At 40.9% G+C, this 19,576-nt stretch carries 13 protein-coding genes; 2 read left to right on the top strand and 11 right to left on the bottom strand.

From position 1 onward, the window contains the following. The first annotated feature begins 571 nt into the window (after positions 1-571). Positions 572-2,158: a methyl-accepting chemotaxis protein gene (locus Q3A88_RS16085; RefSeq protein ID WP_317178276.1), complete on the top strand. Its 1,587-nt coding sequence runs from the start codon at positions 572-574 to the stop codon at positions 2,156-2,158. Between the two features lie 71 nt (positions 2,159-2,229). On the opposite strand, the gene phoH is transcribed toward Q3A88_RS16085, so the two are convergent. From phoH to Q3A88_RS16100, 3 genes are all read right to left on the bottom strand, one after another. Next, positions 2,230-3,018 carry a phosphate starvation-inducible protein PhoH gene (phoH, locus tag Q3A88_RS16090; RefSeq protein ID WP_010279663.1) on the bottom strand — a complete coding sequence of 263 codons (789 nt, stop codon included), beginning with the start codon at positions 3,016-3,018 and terminating at the stop codon, positions 2,230-2,232. Positions 3,019-3,544: 526 nt separating this feature from the next. Further along, a complete protein-coding gene (fliZ, locus tag Q3A88_RS16095; RefSeq protein WP_317178277.1) occupies positions 3,545-4,060 on the bottom strand; it encodes a flagella biosynthesis regulatory protein FliZ in 516 nt (171 codons plus the stop codon). A 204-nt stretch (positions 4,061-4,264) separates the two neighbouring features. Beyond that, on the bottom strand, positions 4,265-4,987 hold the full coding sequence (locus tag Q3A88_RS16100) for an RNA polymerase sigma factor FliA (protein WP_014915881.1): 723 nt from the start codon (positions 4,985-4,987) through the stop codon (positions 4,265-4,267). A 478-nt stretch (positions 4,988-5,465) separates the two neighbouring features. Here Q3A88_RS16100 and Q3A88_RS16105 point away from each other — a divergent pair, with 478 nt between their 5' ends. Next, positions 5,466-6,509: a glycosyltransferase family 2 protein gene (locus Q3A88_RS16105; RefSeq protein ID WP_233991132.1), complete on the top strand. Its 1,044-nt coding sequence runs from the start codon at positions 5,466-5,468 to the stop codon at positions 6,507-6,509. Between the two features lie 71 nt (positions 6,510-6,580). On the opposite strand, the gene Q3A88_RS16110 is transcribed toward Q3A88_RS16105, so the two are convergent. The 8 genes from Q3A88_RS16110 to Q3A88_RS16145 form a co-directional block, all read right to left on the bottom strand. Next, positions 6,581-7,423 (bottom strand): WcbI family polysaccharide biosynthesis putative acetyltransferase, encoded by an 843-nt coding sequence (locus Q3A88_RS16110; protein ID WP_181393614.1) that lies wholly within the window; start codon positions 7,421-7,423, stop codon positions 6,581-6,583. Positions 7,424-7,496: 73 nt separating this feature from the next. After that, the gene (locus Q3A88_RS16115) at positions 7,497-8,033 is read right to left on the bottom strand and encodes a formyltransferase family protein (protein WP_317178278.1); all 537 of its coding nucleotides are present in this window, start codon (positions 8,031-8,033) and stop codon (positions 7,497-7,499) included. Positions 8,034-8,157: 124 nt separating this feature from the next. Continuing rightward, entirely contained in the window at positions 8,158-8,871 is a 714-nt protein-coding gene (locus Q3A88_RS16120) for a WbqC family protein (RefSeq protein WP_110164149.1), read from the bottom strand. 41 nt (positions 8,872-8,912) lie between these two features. After that, the gene (locus tag Q3A88_RS16125; RefSeq protein WP_317178279.1) at positions 8,913-10,022 is read right to left on the bottom strand and encodes a DegT/DnrJ/EryC1/StrS family aminotransferase; all 1,110 of its coding nucleotides are present in this window, start codon (positions 10,020-10,022) and stop codon (positions 8,913-8,915) included. Between the two features lie 22 nt (positions 10,023-10,044). Continuing rightward, on the bottom strand, positions 10,045-13,548 hold the full coding sequence (locus Q3A88_RS16130; protein ID WP_317178280.1) for a glycosyltransferase: 3,504 nt from the start codon (positions 13,546-13,548) through the stop codon (positions 10,045-10,047). A gap of 144 nt (positions 13,549-13,692) precedes the next feature. Beyond that, positions 13,693-17,376, bottom strand: coding sequence for a glycosyltransferase (locus Q3A88_RS16135; RefSeq protein ID WP_110164146.1), 3,684 nt, complete (start codon positions 17,374-17,376; stop codon positions 13,693-13,695). A gap of 399 nt (positions 17,377-17,775) precedes the next feature. Further along, on the bottom strand, positions 17,776-18,666 hold the full coding sequence (locus Q3A88_RS16140; protein WP_110164145.1) for a flagellin: 891 nt from the start codon (positions 18,664-18,666) through the stop codon (positions 17,776-17,778). 198 nt (positions 18,667-18,864) lie between these two features. Beyond that, positions 18,865-19,576, bottom strand: a 712-nt coding sequence (locus tag Q3A88_RS16145) for a flagellin (protein ID WP_317178281.1), incomplete at its 5' end; no start/stop codon positions are given.

The raw sequence follows: 19,576 nt of genomic DNA on the forward strand, positions 1-19,576 counted from the left end.
AGAAGTCTTGACAGAGTTCGACAAAACGACAGGACTGGCGTTTTGGACCGCCAACGGCGGCCCGCAGGATGCCGCGAGTCAATCCCCTGACATACTCATACCGGCCGCCCTTGACGCAAATTAGGGGGGATTCCTTTATGGGGGCCGATGAAAAAGTCTCGTAGCAAGCTAAACAAAGTAACGTCTCTACTCCACCAGCCTCATTAAGTAGATAACGCCTTTTAAAAACACCGAACCGAACAGTTATTAACTTCATCGCTATTATTAATTCTGTTGGTGTTTATTTTAAAAGTGTGATCATCATCGCCATGAAAAACATCAGAATTCCGATAATAAAATAGCACGCTAAATATTTTAGCAAAAACCATTCATTATAATAAAAAAATATCACAACAGCATCACATATAATTTTATGTTTAGCGGTGATCGACAATCATAAGCAGATAAAACAAGCAACTTCTGAGGTTCAGGTTATTATTAATGTAATCTTAATGTTATTGCCTGATAATGGCTAAAAGACAACATTTCAATGTCATATAAAAATATATATCTACCGACGGAGAACTCTAACATGACAATTGTAAAAAAACTGGTTCTGGCGATGAGCATCTTCGCTCTGGCGTTGATCTGTGTCGGGGGATTTGGGCTGAACGCACTGAGTTCATCAAAAGATCGCTTTGAGTACGTGATGACCAATACGTTGCCTAGTATAGGCAAGCTGAACACCGCCAATGATGCTATTAGCAATGCCAGAACGTATCTATTGCAGTTTATTCTCATTTCTGATCCCCAAAAGAAGAAAGAAAAAAGGCAAGAAATAGTAAATGCATTAAATGAAACAGAAAAAAGCATTAACGACTATATGAAAAATGACATTTCAGACGACAACGATCTGAATCTGTCTAAAAAGAATATAGAAGACTTCAATAGTTACCGCAGTGTCATTACTCCACTCATTCAAGAGGGTGCAACTATTGATAATTCTTCCCTGGAACAGGGGAACATTATCAATATAGAGAAAACACTATTCCAAGGATTTCAAGATCAATATCGCTATAATTTAGATTTGGCGAAGAAACTCCAAACAGAAAACAGTGATAACTTTAATTTAACAGCATGGATGCTAACCGGACTCATTATTGGCGCATTGGTTTTGGCAGGCACATTCTCTACCATGATTCTGCGCTATGTTCGGCAAAACCTGAATAATTTACGAGCAAAATTGACAACTATCAGTGAAACACTGGATTTAACTCAACAAGCTGATGCACAACGTAATGATGAGATAGGCCAAACAGCACAGGCCTTCAACGCATTGATCACGCGTTTTTCTGATGTGTTGAGCCATGTCCGTGCTTCAAGCGAGAATGTGGCGATATCCTCAAGCGAGATCGCATCGGCGAATATTGACCTCTCCTCACGAACAGAAGAGCAGGCTTCCTCGCTTGCTCAGACCGCCGCCAGTATGCATGAACTGTCGTCAACGGTGGAAAGTAATGTTGAGAATATGATGCAAGCTAATCAACTGGGTAAAAAAGCCAATGATGTGGTTGAGCATGGTGATGCTGCCGTTTCCCGGATGATTCAAGCAATGGAGGAAATCGCCAGCGGTTCCTCCAAGGTTGCCGAAATCACCACGCTGATAGAAGGCATCGCTTTTCAAACCAATATCCTGGCACTGAATGCAGCCGTTGAAGCCGCTCGAGCGGGTGAACACGGCCGTGGCTTTGCCGTCGTCGCCAGTGAGGTTAGAACACTTTCACAACGCTCATCTTCCGCAGCAAAAGAAATCAAAACCCTGATCGATAATGCACAGACGGCAGTTAAAAATGGCTCATCTCAAGCCAGCGCAGTCCGGGACTCTATTATTGATGTCAAAGACGTCATTAAGAACGTGTCAGACCTGATCAATGAGGTGTCACTGGCTTCAGAGGAACAAAGCCGCGGTATTGCACAAATCAATATTGCCGTAAACCAGATGGAAGGGGTCACCCAGCAAAACGCCGCAATGGTTGAACAGGCATCTTCAGCCGCTGACTCGCTAAGCGAACAAGCAGCAAAATTACGCAGTGCTGTTGATACCTTTAAACTTAATGGAATGGAGAAACGCAGTACTATTTCACCGCGGCCATTACAGTTAGAAAACTACCCTGGATAATGCTCACGTTATAGACAAATAAAGCCCTGATCTGTATAGACTCAGGGCTTTTTTGTCAGGCTTCCGATTTATCAGCCGTAGGCATGGAGCGTACGCTGGCACAGCGCCGAGCGCACGCAGTCCTCTTTACCGAAAGAGACCACGCCAATCATGTCATCCTCAACGAAACGCTCCAGTGCGTCGCGCAGGCCGGATTTAACCCCAGATGGCAAATCACACTGCGTCACATCGCCATTGACGATAACCGTGACATTTTCACCTAAACGCGTCAGGAACATTTTCATTTGGTTCACTGTCACGTTTTGCGCCTCATCCAGAATCACAACTGCATTTTCAAATGTCCGTCCGCGCATATACGCAAAAGGCGCGATTTCGACTTTGGCGATTTCCGGCCGCAAGCAGTACTGCATGAAAGAGGCCCCCAGTCGACGCAAAAGTATGTCGTAAACCGGGCGGAAATAAGGCGCAAACTTCTCCGCAATATCTCCAGGTAAAAAGCCAAGATCCTCGTCGGCCTGTAATACTGGCCGCGTAACAATAATACGCTCAACCTCTTTATGGATTAGTGCCTCCGCCGCTTTCGCAGCGCTCAGATACGTTTTACCGCAGCCAGCTTCGCCTGTGGCAAAAATCAACTGTTTGTTTTCTATCGCAGACAAGTAATGTTCCTGGGCGACAGTGCGAGCTTGAATAACGGAATTATCACGATTTTCACGCGCCATTCCGATTGCTTCAATCCCGCCCATCTGTACCAGAGAAGTGACCGATTCTTCCTCACGCTGACGATGGCTACGCGACTCACGACGGATAACGCGTTTGGCTTCACGACGAGCTTTGATCACTGCTTTTTGTCTTCCCATAGTGGCACCTTACAGTTTGTTTCACTTACCGCACTGCTCTACAGCGCGTGACGTTTAACTCACTAACGAGGTTAGGCTTCCTTATTAAGCCAATAGCGGACAGAGAATACGCATGATTCATCCACGAACCTCGTGAAAAACGGGTCGAGTGCTCATGGATAGAAAATATACGGAGAGTTTGGGTAACAAGAGAATGGCGAAGTGTTGAAAATAAGTAGGAGGAAAATCCCTCGCATCGGCGAGTCAGCGGCGTAGAATCCTGGCATCGACTACAAAGTCCAGAAAAGGACATTACCATTCGCGTTCCTCACTGTGACAACGACTATTCCACTGAATAATGATTGATCGCATCGTAGAACTACTGCTAACCATTACCTAAAAATTAGTGCCGAATGATTTCAGTAGTATGACAGTGCAATAGTTTGCCTCTGCAATGCAAGCATTTTTTTACACTGTCATAACATTTACGTATAGTCAGTATCCCATGGTTTGGCAATGTCAACCTGAGAACGACGCATGATGTGCGTCAGAAATGCCGCTGCCAGTCCAGATATTGATCGTATTTTCGTAAGGCGCTGCGGTAAATATTTTGCTCAATACCGGGAAGGTAATCACATACGCGCTGCTGTACCCCATCGCGATGCCGGGAAAAAGTGTCTGCGGGATAATTATTAGCGGCAAGCAGCTCATCCAGGCGCCGCAAGCGAATGACATACTCGCGCATTGTGCTATGGCGGACTTCGGTCTGCTCAATCAGATACTGTGTGAAAGCTTTAATATCGAAATAGCTAGCAGTGGTATTGCATAATATTTCGCTACAAAAGCGGCAAAGTGGGATTAATTCCTGTTGCAGGCTGGACCAGATGTCGTCGTCGATAAGCCGGTCAATGCTGCCGATCGACTTTTTATTGATGAGCTGATTGTGAAATACCAGTGAAACGCGGTCGAGCTCTTTATCACACTGGGAACAGTTAGTTTGTCTGTGTTTGAAGTCTTTCAGATAACGGCTTAGGAGCTGTTTCTTCCGAATTGATGGGTGCATGAATCCATTCCATGACAATATATAACTTCAATGTGAAGCGATAGCATCGTTCATTACACCAGAGAGCCTGGTATGCTAAAAACAGGTGACATGGATCATGTAAATACTGATGCAAGATACGCATCAATATTCAAACATGGTCATAGCCCTGCTACTTCAGTGACTGAAGATATACTTTGATAACAGTATTCCTACGCAGCGCAATTAAACATCATTCATTAATTTCACGCGCAGGCGCTTTATCGCCTGGCTATGCAACTGACTGACTCTCGACTCTCCGACTTCAAGAACGGCACCGATCTCTTTCAGGTTCAACTCTTCCTGATAGTAAAGCGTCAATACCAACTTCTCACGCTCCGGCAGGCTTTCAATCGCATCCATTACACGATGACGCAAATTGCCTTCCATCAGTTGATGCAATGGATTCGCATCTTCATTGCCTTCCAGTAACGCCTCTGCGCTGTCACCATGTTCTTCACGCCATTCATCGTAAGAGAAAAGCTGGCTGTTATTCGTATCCAGCAATATCTGACGATAATCCTCAAGCGTGATATTCAAGGTCTGCGCAACTTCCTGCTCCGTTGGAGTACGACCGAGCTGCTGTTCAGCCTGTTGCATTGCTTGTGCCACTTCCCGCGCATTACGCCGTACACTGCGTGGAGCCCAATCACGACTGCGTAATTCATCCAGCATCGAACCGCGAATTCGTTGGACGGCATAAGTGGTAAACGCCGTACCTTGTAACGAATCATAACGTTCAACGGCGCTTAGCAAGCCGATACCGCCAGCCTGTAGCAGATCGTCAAGCTCAACACTCGCGGGGAGACGAACCTGTAAACGCAAGGCTTCATGGCGCACTAGTGGTACATAGCGCTTCCAAAGGGAATTTTTATCCATTGTGCCTTCGGCGGTATACAAATCGCTCACAGTGACAAGTACCTACGATGATAATGTTATCGACACTATTATGCTTTTAGGTAGGGTAGCCAATCGTCTGAATAGCGTCAAAAAAGGAGGGTTATTCATGCTATGCATGACAGGACTGAGTAAAGAATCTGCGGAGAGAAACACAAACGGCATCTATAGATGGTGCAATGCAACAGCAAATTTGTGACGCATATCTCTTTCGAAGGGAGATGATTCTAGCGCAGATCTCGAACAGATAAACCCGAATTTTATCCTCATAGGATCAACAGTAATGTAAAACACGTAGCACCTGTAGATGTAAATGCTAGTACATATCAAAAGCATTATAATCAATAATATAAAAGCCTGCGGCCACTCATTCACCCTTTTGTTTCTGTCAATCGAGAACAAGTATCAAATTGTTATCACTGATAAATTAATATAGTATTGAGTAATATCAAGCCTTTAAAAATGCGGTGCATAAATGATATCAGTCTGCATGATCGTGAAAAACGAAGCTTTGCACTTAGGCAACGCACTGAAAGCAATTGCAAAATATTTTGACGACATTGTTGTCGTTGATACTGGCTCGACCGATAACTCAAAAGATATCGCCAGGATTTTTACTGACAAAGTTTATGACTTTGAATGGATATCAGATTTCTCCGCTGCGAGAAATTACTCACTACAATTTGCCAAATATGATTGGATTTTAGTTGTTGATGCCGATGAAGTGATTAATCAATTTGATGTAGCACTGCTTTCAGAGCTCATTAGCACACATCCGACACAGGTCGGCACCGTAGAAATTGCCAGCGTGACTAATGATGAAAATTCGGAAGAAACAGATTTAATTCAAGAGCGTATAAGTCGAATTTTCAACAAAAATTATTATGAGTTTTTTGGCATTATCCATGAGCAAATTTGCAAGAAAAACACGGGAAAAGCACCAGATGGACGTTTTGATGCACCACTATCGTTCATGCATAATGGTTACACAAAAGAAATCATAGAAAGCAAAAACAAGATCGCTCGCAATATTACATTACTCCAACATGCCATCGATAAAACAAGTGATGATGCTTATCTACATTATCAATTAGGAAAAAGTTACTATCTGGGGAAGGATTATGAGCGAGCGGCACAAAGTTTTGAAACATCACTACATCTACAAAAAGATATGCTTCAAGATTACAATGAAGTCTTGATTGAATGTTACGGCTATTGTTTAATTAATACCGCACAATATGAAAAAGCATTAGATATTTTACAATATGAAGATCTCTGCTCTTCCACCGACTTTATTTTTTTGAAAGCATTAATACTCATGAATAATGCAGATTTTCAGAATGCTATCGATACATTTCAGTTATGTACAAAAATGGGGCCAGGCCGAAAACAAGGCGTCGGCACATATAAGGCCAATTACAACATAGCAGTTATATTGGAGTGTTTTGGCATGAAACCCGAAGCTCTTGATTATTACCAACGATGCGGGAATTATAAGTTAGCGCTTGAAGGGATAATGAGGGTTAAATCGTAATTTATTTTATAAAAGCTAATGGAATATCTCTACATTACTAAGAATGATATTCCATTAGAATGAGATGGGATTTAAAAATTCATATATTCATCGTTAAGAAGATTATAGTAGTTTGAGCTAGTCAATGCTTTAGTCAAATCAGTTCGGCTATACTTATCAAAAAATGAATAATTTATTTTGCAGGCAAGCGACAATCCTGAATCTCTCATCATATAATAGCTTTCATCGCCGCTACCAAGTCTAGGCGCTCTGTAATTATTCAGTAACTCCTGACCATTAAGGTTAAATGTTTCATGAACACCAAATGTATTAAGATGTATTGACTCAAACAATAAACTTAAATGTTTATTACTCGGATGGCTAATTGTTGAAAAACAGTTTTGATCCTGAGATAAAGAAGATAAATAGTAATCAGAGTAATCAAAAATCAGCTTTCCTGATTTATACAATCTCTTATATTTATCAGCATCCTCAATCAGTACAGCATGTTTTTTATCTTGGGACAAACTAACATTATGGTATTGAGTGATGGCATCCTGATAATTAAAACCAGAGAGATACAAATGTAGAAACCGATAGTCTACATAAACCATCAAGTCAGGCAGGTCTTTATCAATGTAAGCTAGTTGTGGGCTGGATACTCGAGACTCCATAGTCGGAAGCATTTTTATATCAAAGTATCTTTCCAGTGCGGAGGTAGAAAAACGCCCCCATCGTTCTGAGTGATACTGCATAAAAATAACATCGCAAGACTCTAATTCATGGTAGAAATTTATAACATCGACCTTCTCTTTTAATTTATAGATTGGTGTATTAAAAATATAATCATACTCATGGCCGCTTATATTTTTATTACCTTTTAGCAACTCACCAATAATTTCTAGCTGACAATTCCCAACTAAGGCAATTTTCATTAAAGCATCCTTTATTAGTTAAAAATGTTCCTATTAAAAAATAAATCAAAGAGAGTAAAAATATCATAATAATTTAAATTAGCAAATTACTTTCTTGATAGAAATCAAAAAAATCATCATCAAGACAGGGAGAAAATAGTGATGGAGTGTAATAGATATTTTTAATTACAACTTCACCATCGGAAGAGATAACCAATCTATCTTCATAGATCCACTTGAATAATTGAAGCACAGAATAATACTGTAAAAGAAAGACTTTATGTCTATTTACCACTTCTGGAAGTAACCTATCCAGAGGAACAACAGACTGAATAAGTGGTTTTCCAGTATCGATGCCTTCATCAACAATATGAATAGTACTTCCCATAAATTTACAAGATGATGCGAGTGTATCTTCAAAACCACTCATCCCTTTAAAAAGGGGCAAGAGAGATGGATGACAATTAAAAATTTTTTTCTCTTTTATAAACCGGCCAGTTAGGATTTTAGTATAGAAGCTTAAGAATAAAACATCCTTTTCTTCCGCATACATCTCAGCAAGTTTTTCTGAAAACTCACTACCATTAGTGCAATTTAAATTAAATGCAGGTATAGCGAATTTTTCTGCCACCAAAAGAAAACCACAATTCCTATCGGAGATGGCGGCATGAATTACATCTCTAACTTTTTTTTTTTGGCGACTGCTGAGAAAACACTACCACCAGTGCTTCCAATTAATACTAATTTATATTTTCTCATACAACCTCGTAGTGTTTTATTATATTAGCGATGGCATCTTTATTGTTAAACATAATAATATCAACAATTGAAAGTCCACTTACAAATTCATTATCAAATTGCTTATACATCAAAAAACCAGGTTTTAGAAAAGATAATTCAATCCCATTTTGTAAAAAAAACTCTTTAGAATAAAGATCGATACCACCAATCGCATTAATATATCGCCCCCCTCCTAGATGCTTCGATATATTTATTAACCTCAGGTCTTTTTGTAATCCAAAAAAATTATCTTTGAGCTCAGATGAGCGAAGAAATGTTTTTTCATCAAAACTAAACATATTATAAAAATTCAGAATAGAAGATATTGAAAGATCTGCTATTTTGTCACTTTTTACGTCGTCAAGAACAGCATCAACATATTGATAACCACTTTCAAAAAAAGGAGCTTTTTTATATGCGTGAAATATCTTGTTTTTAAAATCCTTTTTGAATTTATCATAATCATGAATATTAACATCTCCGATTAAAACATTCTGGCTAGAATTACTTATCGGAATTGAAAATTTATACGATCCATTATTAATTAATATTCTATTTCTATTTATCCATCCGTTTTTTATATAGTTTACGTCATCATAAAAAACAAAAATATCCACAGAGTCAATTAGAGAAAAATATCCTACATATGGAAAAACATATGGTTGCATAATTGCAATTGATTTATTCATATCAAATCACACCTGGATGATGCCGATATGAAGCATCATTTTCATAACAATGAAATAAAAACAGAAATAATATGACCCTGTTCAACTTCACTCAGATCAGGATATATTGGCAAACATAACACAGAGTTAGCTAAAAAATTCGCTCTTGACAAATTACTCACATTAGCACTATCAAAGCCACGATACATTGGAAATGAACTGATTAATGGATAAAAATATCTTCGAGTCAAAATCCCAGCATCTTTCATCGATGCATAAACCTCATCCCTCTTATATATTATCTCTTCATCAAAAAAAACCGGGAAATATGAATAATTCCATTCAGTATCCTTAGGAATGTTTATTACTCTAATACCTTTTATTTTTTTTAATCGTTCACAATATCGTAAATAAATTTCTTTTCTTTTCAAAAAAGCAGCGTCTATATACTTTAACTGTAATAAACCGAATGCAGCCTGAACTTCATTCATTTTCCCATTGATACCTGGTGCAACAACAGTAACTTCATCAGCGAAGCCAAAATTTTTCAAATAATCAATGCGCTTTTTAGTCTTGGCGTCCTGAGAGATAATTGCACCGCCTTCAATGGTATTGAAGACCTTCGTCGCATGAAAACTAAGAATAGATAGATCACCATGATTTAAAATACTGTAACCATCTTTTTCTACGCCAAATGCATGGGCTGCATCATAGATAACCTTCAGGCCATAGTTGTCCGCAATCGCTTGGATACGCTCAACATCGCAAGGAATACCATAACAATGCACTGGCATAATAGCAGAGGTATCAGAGGTAATAGCTTGCTCAATTTTATCAGGATCGAGATTACATGTAAGAGGATCAATATCTACAAATACGGGTTTTAATCCATTCCACAAAAGCGAGTGTGAGGTAGCCACAAAGGAATAAGGGGTAGTGATAACCTCACCCGTAATGCGCAACGTCTGCAATGCAGTCAATAGTGCCAACGTGCCATTTGAAAAAAGGCTGATATACTTAACTCCCAAGTATTTTGCCAGTTCTTCTTCAAGCTGCTCGTGCAGAGGCCCACCATTCGTTAATCTTTTGTTCTCCCATATTTTTTCCAAATAAGGAATAAATTCCTCAAGCGGAGGAAGTAGTGGACTGGTGACATATATTTCATTTTTCATAAACAGCCCTTAACATAATAAATTATCGTGGCAGCCAAATTTTCTTTATAATTTCTAGCTTTTTTTGATTAAGCATCCAGTCTTCTTGAACTTCACTTTTCAGCACAGCGCCAACCGTTCTGGCCGAATCAACATCATCGATATATTGGCTCATTGCAGCAGACCAGTCCTTGTATCTGTTTTTCACAAGGTTAACAGAAAGTCTGCCTTTGTAGCATAAAACATCGCTGCATATAACCGGTATTCCACATATACCAAGTTCTAATAAGCGAATATTACTGCGTGTTCGATTCGCATTATTATCAGCCAACGGTGCTATTGCAAAATCAAGATTGAGAGAGGCTAGCTGTTGAGGGTAATGTGTAAAACCATGATAGCGATGATATTCATGAATAAACGGTTTCAGTTTAGGAGGATAAGTTCCCAAAAATACCCATGTAACGTGGTGAGAAAAATCACGGATGACGTTAGAAACCAACTCAATATCTTCATCACTGAGGCCCAGCGTTATACACCCAACTCGAGGCTTATCGCTTACCCTTCCCGTGAGGGCAAGGTCATTCCAGAAATGAGGTAAATATGTAGGCAGAACCTGAATATCGTGATGTACTCTACCATATTGGTCGGCTAATGCTTCAGACCCGACAATCACCCTATCAAAAGAAGCCAAGTTTTCTTTTATTTTATTCAAGTGTTCTTTTTTATTTTTATTATCATCAAACCTGTTTGATTCATAATAATTCATATCATAAATAGAAAAACAATCTTTCATCGATTTGAAATTAATTGCCTTTCCACTTTGAATAGGGTTCTGAGTGATAATAACATCAGGCTCTATTTGCAAAAAATCAGATATAACAAGGGGTTCTGAAACCACAGCCCCTTCAACCATTCCGTTATATCTCATTTTATAAAAAGGCTCGTCTAACCGATATATCTCCATCGGATTACAACCGCCAGAATACATCATTACGCGAGGAAGCCGTTGAGGCTCTAGCGATAGCTCGCGCGGCCTGATATATTTTTCTATTCTATAAGCCCTAGTTAGTGAAAAATTCTTATTATAAGCAGGATCATTAGCAATGACATCTCCCCACTTATGATAGATAACGTTCTCTTGTTCTGAGCAAGTTTCGTTCTTCCTATCATTTTTTCCCGGAGATAAATCAGTTGCAACAATAGAGTAAGGGGTCCAAACAGAAAGATAACCTGCGTCACGAATTTTTAGACTTAAATCGATATCAGCAAGATATTGCTCAGTCAGCAACTCGTCTACTCCACCGATATCTTGATAAACCGAGCGCCTTACCAGTAAACATAATGAGGGGAGCGCGCTATAATTTTGTTCTATTGCTAAACGATGCATATAACCCGAAGCTGAATAGTGGCTTCCAACAAAAGGACTTTCAGCTACACCATTGAGCCCAAGAATCATTCCTGCTGAATAAACTTTCTCATTAAGATTAATAACTTTGCTGCCAACACATCCTACGTCATCACGCAGACAATGATTGACTAAATTTTCTAGCCATTCATCATGCGCGGGAAAAACAGCAACATCAAGCAAGAGTAAATACTCACCCGATGCTTGATTAGCTGCAATATTATTGAGTCTTGAGCGGCTTTCCTGATGTGGAAATAGAATGACTTTTATTCTTTTAGGATCAATTTTACTGACTTCTTCTAGCCAATAACGATTCTCTTCAACCTCAGCATAGCAACTTAGAATAAAAATTTCATAATTAGTATATTTAGATTTTTCCAACAACCCCATAACACAGCGTTGCAATATATTGACATCACCGCTATCGATGATAAAAATACTAACCTTAGGTAGCTCCTTGGCATGGCCATAAACAATCCGACATCCACCTGAGGAATTGTGTAAAATCAAGCTATTCACATAACCTTTTTTACTCAAATAGTTACTAATCAACTGTTCTGCTTTACTACTATCTAGCTCTTTTTTTGATTCACTGATTAACAAAGGCTCAGAAAAATGGCCGACACTTCCATTCCCTTTTTCTGTAATCACCTCCATCAGAACATCGAAATCAAAAAAATCAGGAGAAATGCTATTATAATAGCTCGTGTCTCTAAATATGCTTTGATGGAAGAAGCAACCAATAAAAAATGCGCTGGGGAAACCAATGAAATAATCAATACTAAAATCAGGCAAAAAGGCCGATTCTAATTCACCACTATCATTAGTAAATATTTTATCAGAATAAATCGCGCTATATTCACTCACTTTATTTAAGTAGCATATAGCAGCAAAAACTCCATCTGCGATAAATGTAACACCAGCCCTCACATACTGCAGCCAGTTAAAACGCTGCTCCATTGATATATTTTTTATAGTTGTGCTTAGCTTTGTTGTTTCGCATAATGAGGTCCAAGACTCAAAATCTTTAGGAAGAGTATATTCTCCATCGGTAAAAACAATACAGTTTAATTTCGAATACATCTTCTTAACGGGCAATAAAGACTCTAATGTAGTTAAAACCTCACGCCAGGATTTCGATTGATCATAGATGCAAATATAAATAGCTTGAGGTGATACCAATTCACTAATACTTCTGGAAATAAGGGCGATTCGTTCAGGGGAAAGCTCCCGCCGTTTAACCCATTCCATTACATTTTCTTTATAATTTTTATTATAACAATCCTGTGCTTTATCTTGTGTAAGTTCCAGAAACTGGAAAAACTGCTGATTGGATACACTTTCCAATCCCTCATAAAACTCTTTATATTTATAAAGATTTGCCTTTGCCCGTTCCAACTCCTGCTGGGAATCATCCCAGGCAACATCAGCATTACCTACATCTTTGGATGTCTTCTCCGTAATAGCATACTTTTCATACCCGACTGCAATTTTTGCCACCACAGGACAACCACATAATCCAGCCAAAACACAGGTACCAGATGCTTCATAAGAATACATAACGCGTCCACGCTTCAGAACTTTAGCAAGTTCATTCAGCGATAATGGCTGCTCCATCGATAAAACTTTTATATTTTCAGGCAACGTTGAAAAGTCGACAGAACTTCGCGGAACTCGATTCAAGTACAAGAGGTCAAGATCTTTCTCTTTCACATCATCACAAAATACTGACAAGTCATAAGTTGATATTGTCAATAAATTCACATTCGCTTCATTTTCAGCAAATTCTTGCCGATAAAAGAAAAAGAGATCATCCTCACCTGCATTAATGTCGTTGCCATTCAGAACCCCCTCTCTATTCAGCATGTATCTAACACAAACAGGGGCCTCCAAAGGGTTACCTGACTCTATTTCAGGATAAACAGCAATAAATACCTTCCCTGACGATTTATACTCTTCGAATTGCCCAGAAGTTAATTGTGGCGTATTCCACTCTGGGTTTGTTACCGGAGAAACAATATGTGCTTCCCCACCATGCTGATTAATAAGATGACAAAGACGATGCACAACCTGAATCCCAAGAGAAGATTCAGTGTAGCCTGGGGCAGTAATTACATAAGGATATTTAAATTTTTTATTCATCGTTTATCCTGAAACTCAAACGCTCATATACACTGTTTACAAAAAATCTATTGGCATTATCTAAAAGAGAGAATGCTACCGCCCTTGGCTTTTCAGCAACCAATACGCTATGACACTGTCATGTTGTATTACTACGTTATCTCACTATTTTGGCAACCAAGCCTGTAACCAATCCGTCAAGCCATCACCTTCCAGCATCCAATCTTTATACACGGCATCTCTCAGTTGATCGCCCACTCTTGCTGTCGCATCCATATCAGAGATATGCATACGTATTGCATCCATCCAATCCTTAAAACGGTTATCAACCCGTGTTACGGGCAAACCACAGCGGTAAGGCTCAATGTCAGTACAAATCACAGGTACCCCACAAGCCCCTAACTCCATGAGCCGCAGATTACTTTTGCATTCATTGAACAAGTTATGTTCTAGCGGTACCAGCGCTAAATCGAGATTCAGGCTCGCTGTTTTTTGTGGGTAATATTCAATAGGGACGCCTGCATGAAATTCACATTTCACACCTTCAGGTTTCATCCCCATGAAAACCCACTCAACTTCATCTTCAAGCGCTTTCACCACCGAGCGGAGAATAGCCAAATCACCTTTATGGCTACTCCCGCCAGCCCAACCCACCCGAGGTTTACGCCCTTGCTGACGCAGACTCGTCAAGCCTTTCCACCAGGATGCTGGTAGCCGGTTATAAGCAACACGAATATCTGAGTGGTAAGCTGAATAGGCTTCAGCCAGTGCTGGCGTAGAAACCACAACCCAATCAACAGATTCCAGTGAACGACGGAAATTTTTAATTAACTGTTGTGAGAACGCTTTTCTATTACCACTATTGATAGGGATATTAAGAATATAGTCATCGAATTCCGCAACAATTGATGAACGCGTATATTTGCGATACTGTGCCACCATCTCCGGCGTCTGGGCTCCAGCGGCGGATTGAACAATCACAACATCGGGTTCCATATCAACCGCATCGACCAGTTTTGGTACACCATGCTTCAGTCCCCCTTCTATATGCATCTCTCTCTCTAGAGCCTGAAAAGGGAAAATAACACGATAATGACCACATCCATGCCAATCACTATGACTCCCAATAACCACTGGCAGAGGTCGTCCTGGTAATGCGCGTTGGCATCTTGCCATTTCTGGCGTTAGAGAAAACCCTGGAGCATGCTTACCGTAAGCTGGGTGATAACATGGATCGTTCGCGAGCTGCGGTAACCAACGATCATAAAGCAGGTCAACATCTGACTTTTGAGGTAACGGTGGTAACTTGAAGTGCTGCTGTAATAAGCGCGATGCACCACCTAAATGCATCACTTGAGCATCTGGCGTCCACACAACCAAATAGCCCTGTTGTCGAGCTTTAAGCGCAAGATCAACATCGCCAAAATAGGTGGGATATTGCTGCTCATCAAATCCACCAAGCTCAACATAAACGTCACGCCGCATCATCATGCAAGCCGCACTAACCGCACTGACATTATGAGTCGTACGGAGACGACTCATGTAGCCTTTTGATTCCGCTCCCATCCCCTGAAACGCAATAGCGGCACTATCATTCATACCTAATACAATACCGCCATGTTGAATGCATCCATCATCAAACACCAATTTAGCCCCAACGATACCAACCTCAGGACGTAGTGCATGATTTAATAAAGCATTCAGCCAATCTCCATTTGTAATTTCAGTATCATTATTAAGGAAAAGCAGAACATCGCCTTTCGCTTTTTGAGCAGCAAAATTATTAATGGCGGAAAAATTAAATGGATGTGGCCACGACAGAACCTGAACCTGAGCTAACTCCATTGCAGCAAGCTGTCTTAAATATTGACATGCACCCGCCTCTGCTGACTGATTATCTACAATTAACAATTCATAATTGAGGTATTGCGTACGTTCCATCAACGTTTCAATGCATCGACTGATGACCGGCAGATGATCACGCGTAGGAATAATAATGGAAACAAGCGGCTTACTTGCATGTTGATACTGAATACGGCATATTCCGTCATTGTTGCGTGCTGAAACAACCGCTTCAACATGGCAACGAGCAAGATGGCGTTGGATAATATCAGGATAGTGCTGTGTCACACCGTCGCTGTTCAACCAATCGAACAATGAGTCTGTGGTATAAACCAGCACTTCCGGAATATGGCCAATTGCTTGTGGTCCTTCTTGTTCTATCAGTTGCCAAATAACATCATGCAGTTCAAGAGATTCACCTATCGAAGGAATAATACCTTGCTGGCGCAAAGTTGATACATCCACAGCCAGATTACGGCCTATGTAGGGGAAACTGCGCAACATATCAATATTACATTCTGGCTTAAGCATTGGGTTTTCTGCTTTACCTTCTTTCAGGATCGCTTCGTCAAAATAGAAGGCTTTCGCAGAAGGAAAACGCAGGCGGTGCTCAGCTAATAATAATGATGCATGTGGAAGTAAACGTTCCCCAGCACGTAAAACGAACAGATAGGATGCTGATGTTTGAGCCAGAATCGCATTTAGTTGGCTCTCCTCAGCACAATCGGATGATAACCATGTGACCGTACCGAGAGCATCAGCACAAGCGAAATTATTCGAGGTCAATACATAGACCTCTTTGGCCAAATAAAATTGTTCATGGATGCTAGCCAATGAAGCATTGATGGCATTTTTATCGTTAGATTGTGCCAGTATCACAACACTGATATTACCAACATCTGGATAGGCTTGGATAAACGCTTGTAATAAATCACGGCGAGCAGGACTAATCAACCGCTCGCTCAACCACTTGTCAACAGAATAAAAAGGCTTTGTTTTATCCTGCAACGTTAAGTTATGAAGAGCAAGCCTTTGCAGTTCCTGATCGGTTATTGTTTTAAGCGTCGGCTCTGGCAAGCTGTCAATCAGTGATGGCAACGTATTTGATAACCGCCAGGATTTATTATAATAATCTGAACGCTTCTGGGTATATTTAGCCGCTTGCTCATAACCCTTATAAATGTTCTCTGCTACTTCCTCGGAAGAAAGAGCCTTCCCGGTCGTTTCATTACGAAATACATTACCCTCAACCAATTCATCGATAATATACCCAATGAAAAAATTATCTTGATACAAATAGGCTGGTTTTCCTGCACACAGCGCATATTGTGCAATAATCCCACTAGCAACAATAGCATCAAAATCCGCAACAGAATTATTATGAACCCATTGTTCTCGGTTCATGATTTCACAAACTATCGAAAATTTCTCCAATTCACTTATCAACGCCTTCAGCATCGGTGTGGTTTCTTCCACAACGATAAGTATCTTTTTTAGACTATTATCATGTTCAGGCGAAGAGTGATTGAAATAAAGATCGGGAGCAGAATGTGGAAACACAGATATCAGCGAGCTAGTTATCCCACTCTCATTCAGAAAGTCGGTTAAACGAGGCAGCGTGACGAGCGCTTGATCACATAAGCGATTTTCAAGCAAAATATCAGCCGATGCAGCTTCTCGGCTATCCAATGACTGGTGATCGAATATCATATTCGTTGTGACACCACCATTCAGGAACCGGTCTAATATACTTGTACTTAATGAAAAATATTGAACCCAGAATAGATCATAATTTTCATTGAAAACATGATCAGTATCAGCAGTGGCAAAAATGTCTCTACCTGGAAATTTCTTCTCTATCAGATTTTTTATGCGCACATCATACTGATGGCAATAGACATCTACACTCCAACCGTTATCGATGAATCCACCGATCAGGTCTAAAATGGCCAGTGTTTCATCTCTGTAGTCGATAAGTTGAAGTGTGCTGATAAAGACGCGTGGCATAGAAAGGAGCCTTGTAGACAAAACGGATGTATAAATACTTCCATTCTAAAGAGAGAAAATCAAACTAAACGATAAATAAACCAATCAATTACCATGCTATTTAGAGCATTAAAATCAAAACTATCGTTCTTCTCTTAACGAAATGTACTAAGGTCTATTTTTTATCGTTCGCTTAGTTCGATTGCATGATAAACAATCACTTATAGGTATTTTTTTGAAACTATAAACAAGCAAAAAGTTGTTCGCAAGGTGCAAAAAGATAAAGAATGGAAAAAATCAAGATAGAAGAATCATGGAAATGTTGTTAAAAACAGGCTTAAGATGACATTCAAATACAAACGATTGATATATTTAACCCGGCGCATGGCCGGGTTAAAATTCATATCATATTGCTTACGATTAACGCAGCAGAGACAGAACGGTCTGAGGAACCTGGTTCGCCTGAGACAGAACTGACGTACCTGCCTGTTGCAGAATGTTCGCCTTGGTCATGTTCGACACCTCCACCGCGTAATCCGCATCCTGAATTCGGCCACGGGCGTTGGACAGGTTATTGATGGTGTTGTTCACGTTGGTGATCGTGGATTCGAAACGGTTCTGGATCGCACCCAGGTTACTACGTGCGGTATCTACTGCTTTCAGTGCGGTATCAACGGCATCAACAATCTGTTGTGCCAGACCACCAGAACCACCGATGGCACCTGAACCACTTGCAGCACCTGTACCACCGCTGATTGTATCTACCGCAGTAGATACACCAGAAGACAGGCCAGAAGTCGTTGAGGCATTAACCAGCGCGCCAGAGTCGATAGTGATAACTTCATTAGCACCGGTGTTTGCGCCAACCTGAATGTTGATACCACCGCTTGCCGTACCGTCCAGCAGGTTCGTGCCGTTGAAAGACGCTGATTTAGCAACACGGTCGATTTCGTCCAGACGTTGCTTCATTTCAGTGTAGATTGAAGTACGGTCAGTACTGCCGTTGGTGTCACTTGCTGCCTGAACCGCCAGCTCACGAACACGCTGTAAGTTGTTGTTGATTTCGTTCAGGTTACCTTCCGCAGTTTGCGTCAGGGAGATACCGTCGTTCGCGTTACGCGCAGCCTGAGTCAGGCCTTTAACCTGTGCAGTCATACGGTTGGCAATCGCCTGACCAGCAGCATCGTCTTTTGCACTATTGATACGCAGACCAGAAGACAGACGCTCAATAGCGGTGCCCAGAGAAGATTGTGATTTGTTCAGGTTGTTCTGGGTGACCAGAGACATGATGTTAGTATTAATCGATGCCATGATAAGCGTTCCTTAATCAATGAGATGTTAAGTGTCGGGTTCAGCTCATTGGCTCATCCCCGTCCTTACTAATTATCGGAACCTTTCTTAAAATCTTTAATTTTTTGTCTGTCCGTATTTTTTATTCAAAATCATCTGTTTCAGAAAGAAAAAACCCAGCACAGGGCTGGGTTTAACATCACGCTGTGTTGCTTACGATTAACGCAGCAGAGACAGAACGGTCTGAGGAACCTGGTTCGCCTGAGACAGGACTGACGTACCTGCCTGTTGCAGAATGTTCGCCTTGGTCATGTTCGACACTTCCACTGCATAATCCGCATCCTGAATTCGGCCGCGGGCATTGGACAGGTTGTTGATGGTGTTGTTCACGTTGGTGATCGTGGATTCGAAACGGTTCTGGATCGCACCCAGATTACTACGCGCGGTATCTACTGCTTTCAGTGCGGTATCAACGGCATCAACGATATCCTGTGCCAGACCACCAGAACCACCAATGCCGCTTACGGTACCGCTTGCAGTTGTTCCGCTGATTGCTGCAACAGCACTAGATACGCCAGATGACAAACCGCCAGAGGTTTTAGCGTTAACCAGCGCGCCAGAGTCGATAGTGATAACTTCATTAGCACCGGTGTTTGCGCCAACCTGAATGTTGATACCGCCACTTGCCGTACCGTCCAGCAGGTTCGTGCCGTTGAAAGACGCTGAACCCGCAACACGGTCGATTTCGTCCAGACGTTGCTTCATTTCAGTGTAGATTGAACCACGGTCAGTCTGGCCGTTGGTGTCACTTGCTGCCTGAACCGCCAGCTCACGAACACGCTGTAAGTTGTTGTTGATTTCGTTCAGGTTACCTTCCGCAGTTTGCGTCAGGGAGATACCGTCGTTCGCGTTACGCGCAGCCTGAGTCAGG

The organism is Pectobacterium sp. HCp5_1, assembly GCF_032905925.1.
In the GTDB taxonomy this organism is placed as follows: Bacteria; Pseudomonadota; Gammaproteobacteria; order Enterobacterales; family Enterobacteriaceae; genus Pectobacterium; species Pectobacterium brasiliense_A.

Bases quoted from the DNA above. Each gene is read 5' to 3' on its own strand.
- phoH (WP_010279663.1), bottom strand. From the start codon at position 3,018: ATGGGAAGACAAAAAGCAGTGATCAAAGCTCGTCGTGAAGCCAAACGC.
- Q3A88_RS16120 (WP_110164149.1), bottom strand. From the start codon at position 8,871: ATGAATAAATCAATTGCAATTATGCAACCATATGTTTTTCCATATGTA.
- Q3A88_RS16085 (WP_317178276.1), top strand. From the start codon at position 572: ATGACAATTGTAAAAAAACTGGTTCTGGCGATGAGCATCTTCGCTCTG.
- Q3A88_RS16110 (WP_181393614.1), bottom strand. From the start codon at position 7,423: ATGAAAATTGCCTTAGTTGGGAATTGTCAGCTAGAAATTATTGGTGAG.
- Q3A88_RS16125 (WP_317178279.1), bottom strand. From the start codon at position 10,022: ATGAAAAATGAAATATATGTCACCAGTCCACTACTTCCTCCGCTTGAG.
- Q3A88_RS16140 (WP_110164145.1), bottom strand. From the start codon at position 18,666: ATGGCATCGATTAATACTAACATCATGTCTCTGGTCACCCAGAACAAC.
- fliZ (WP_317178277.1), bottom strand. From the start codon at position 4,060: ATGCACCCATCAATTCGGAAGAAACAGCTCCTAAGCCGTTATCTGAAA.
- Q3A88_RS16130 (WP_317178280.1), bottom strand. From the start codon at position 13,548: ATGAATAAAAAATTTAAATATCCTTATGTAATTACTGCCCCAGGCTAC.
- Q3A88_RS16105 (WP_233991132.1), top strand. From the start codon at position 5,466: ATGATCGTGAAAAACGAAGCTTTGCACTTAGGCAACGCACTGAAAGCA.
- Q3A88_RS16135 (WP_110164146.1), bottom strand. From the start codon at position 17,376: ATGCCACGCGTCTTTATCAGCACACTTCAACTTATCGACTACAGAGAT.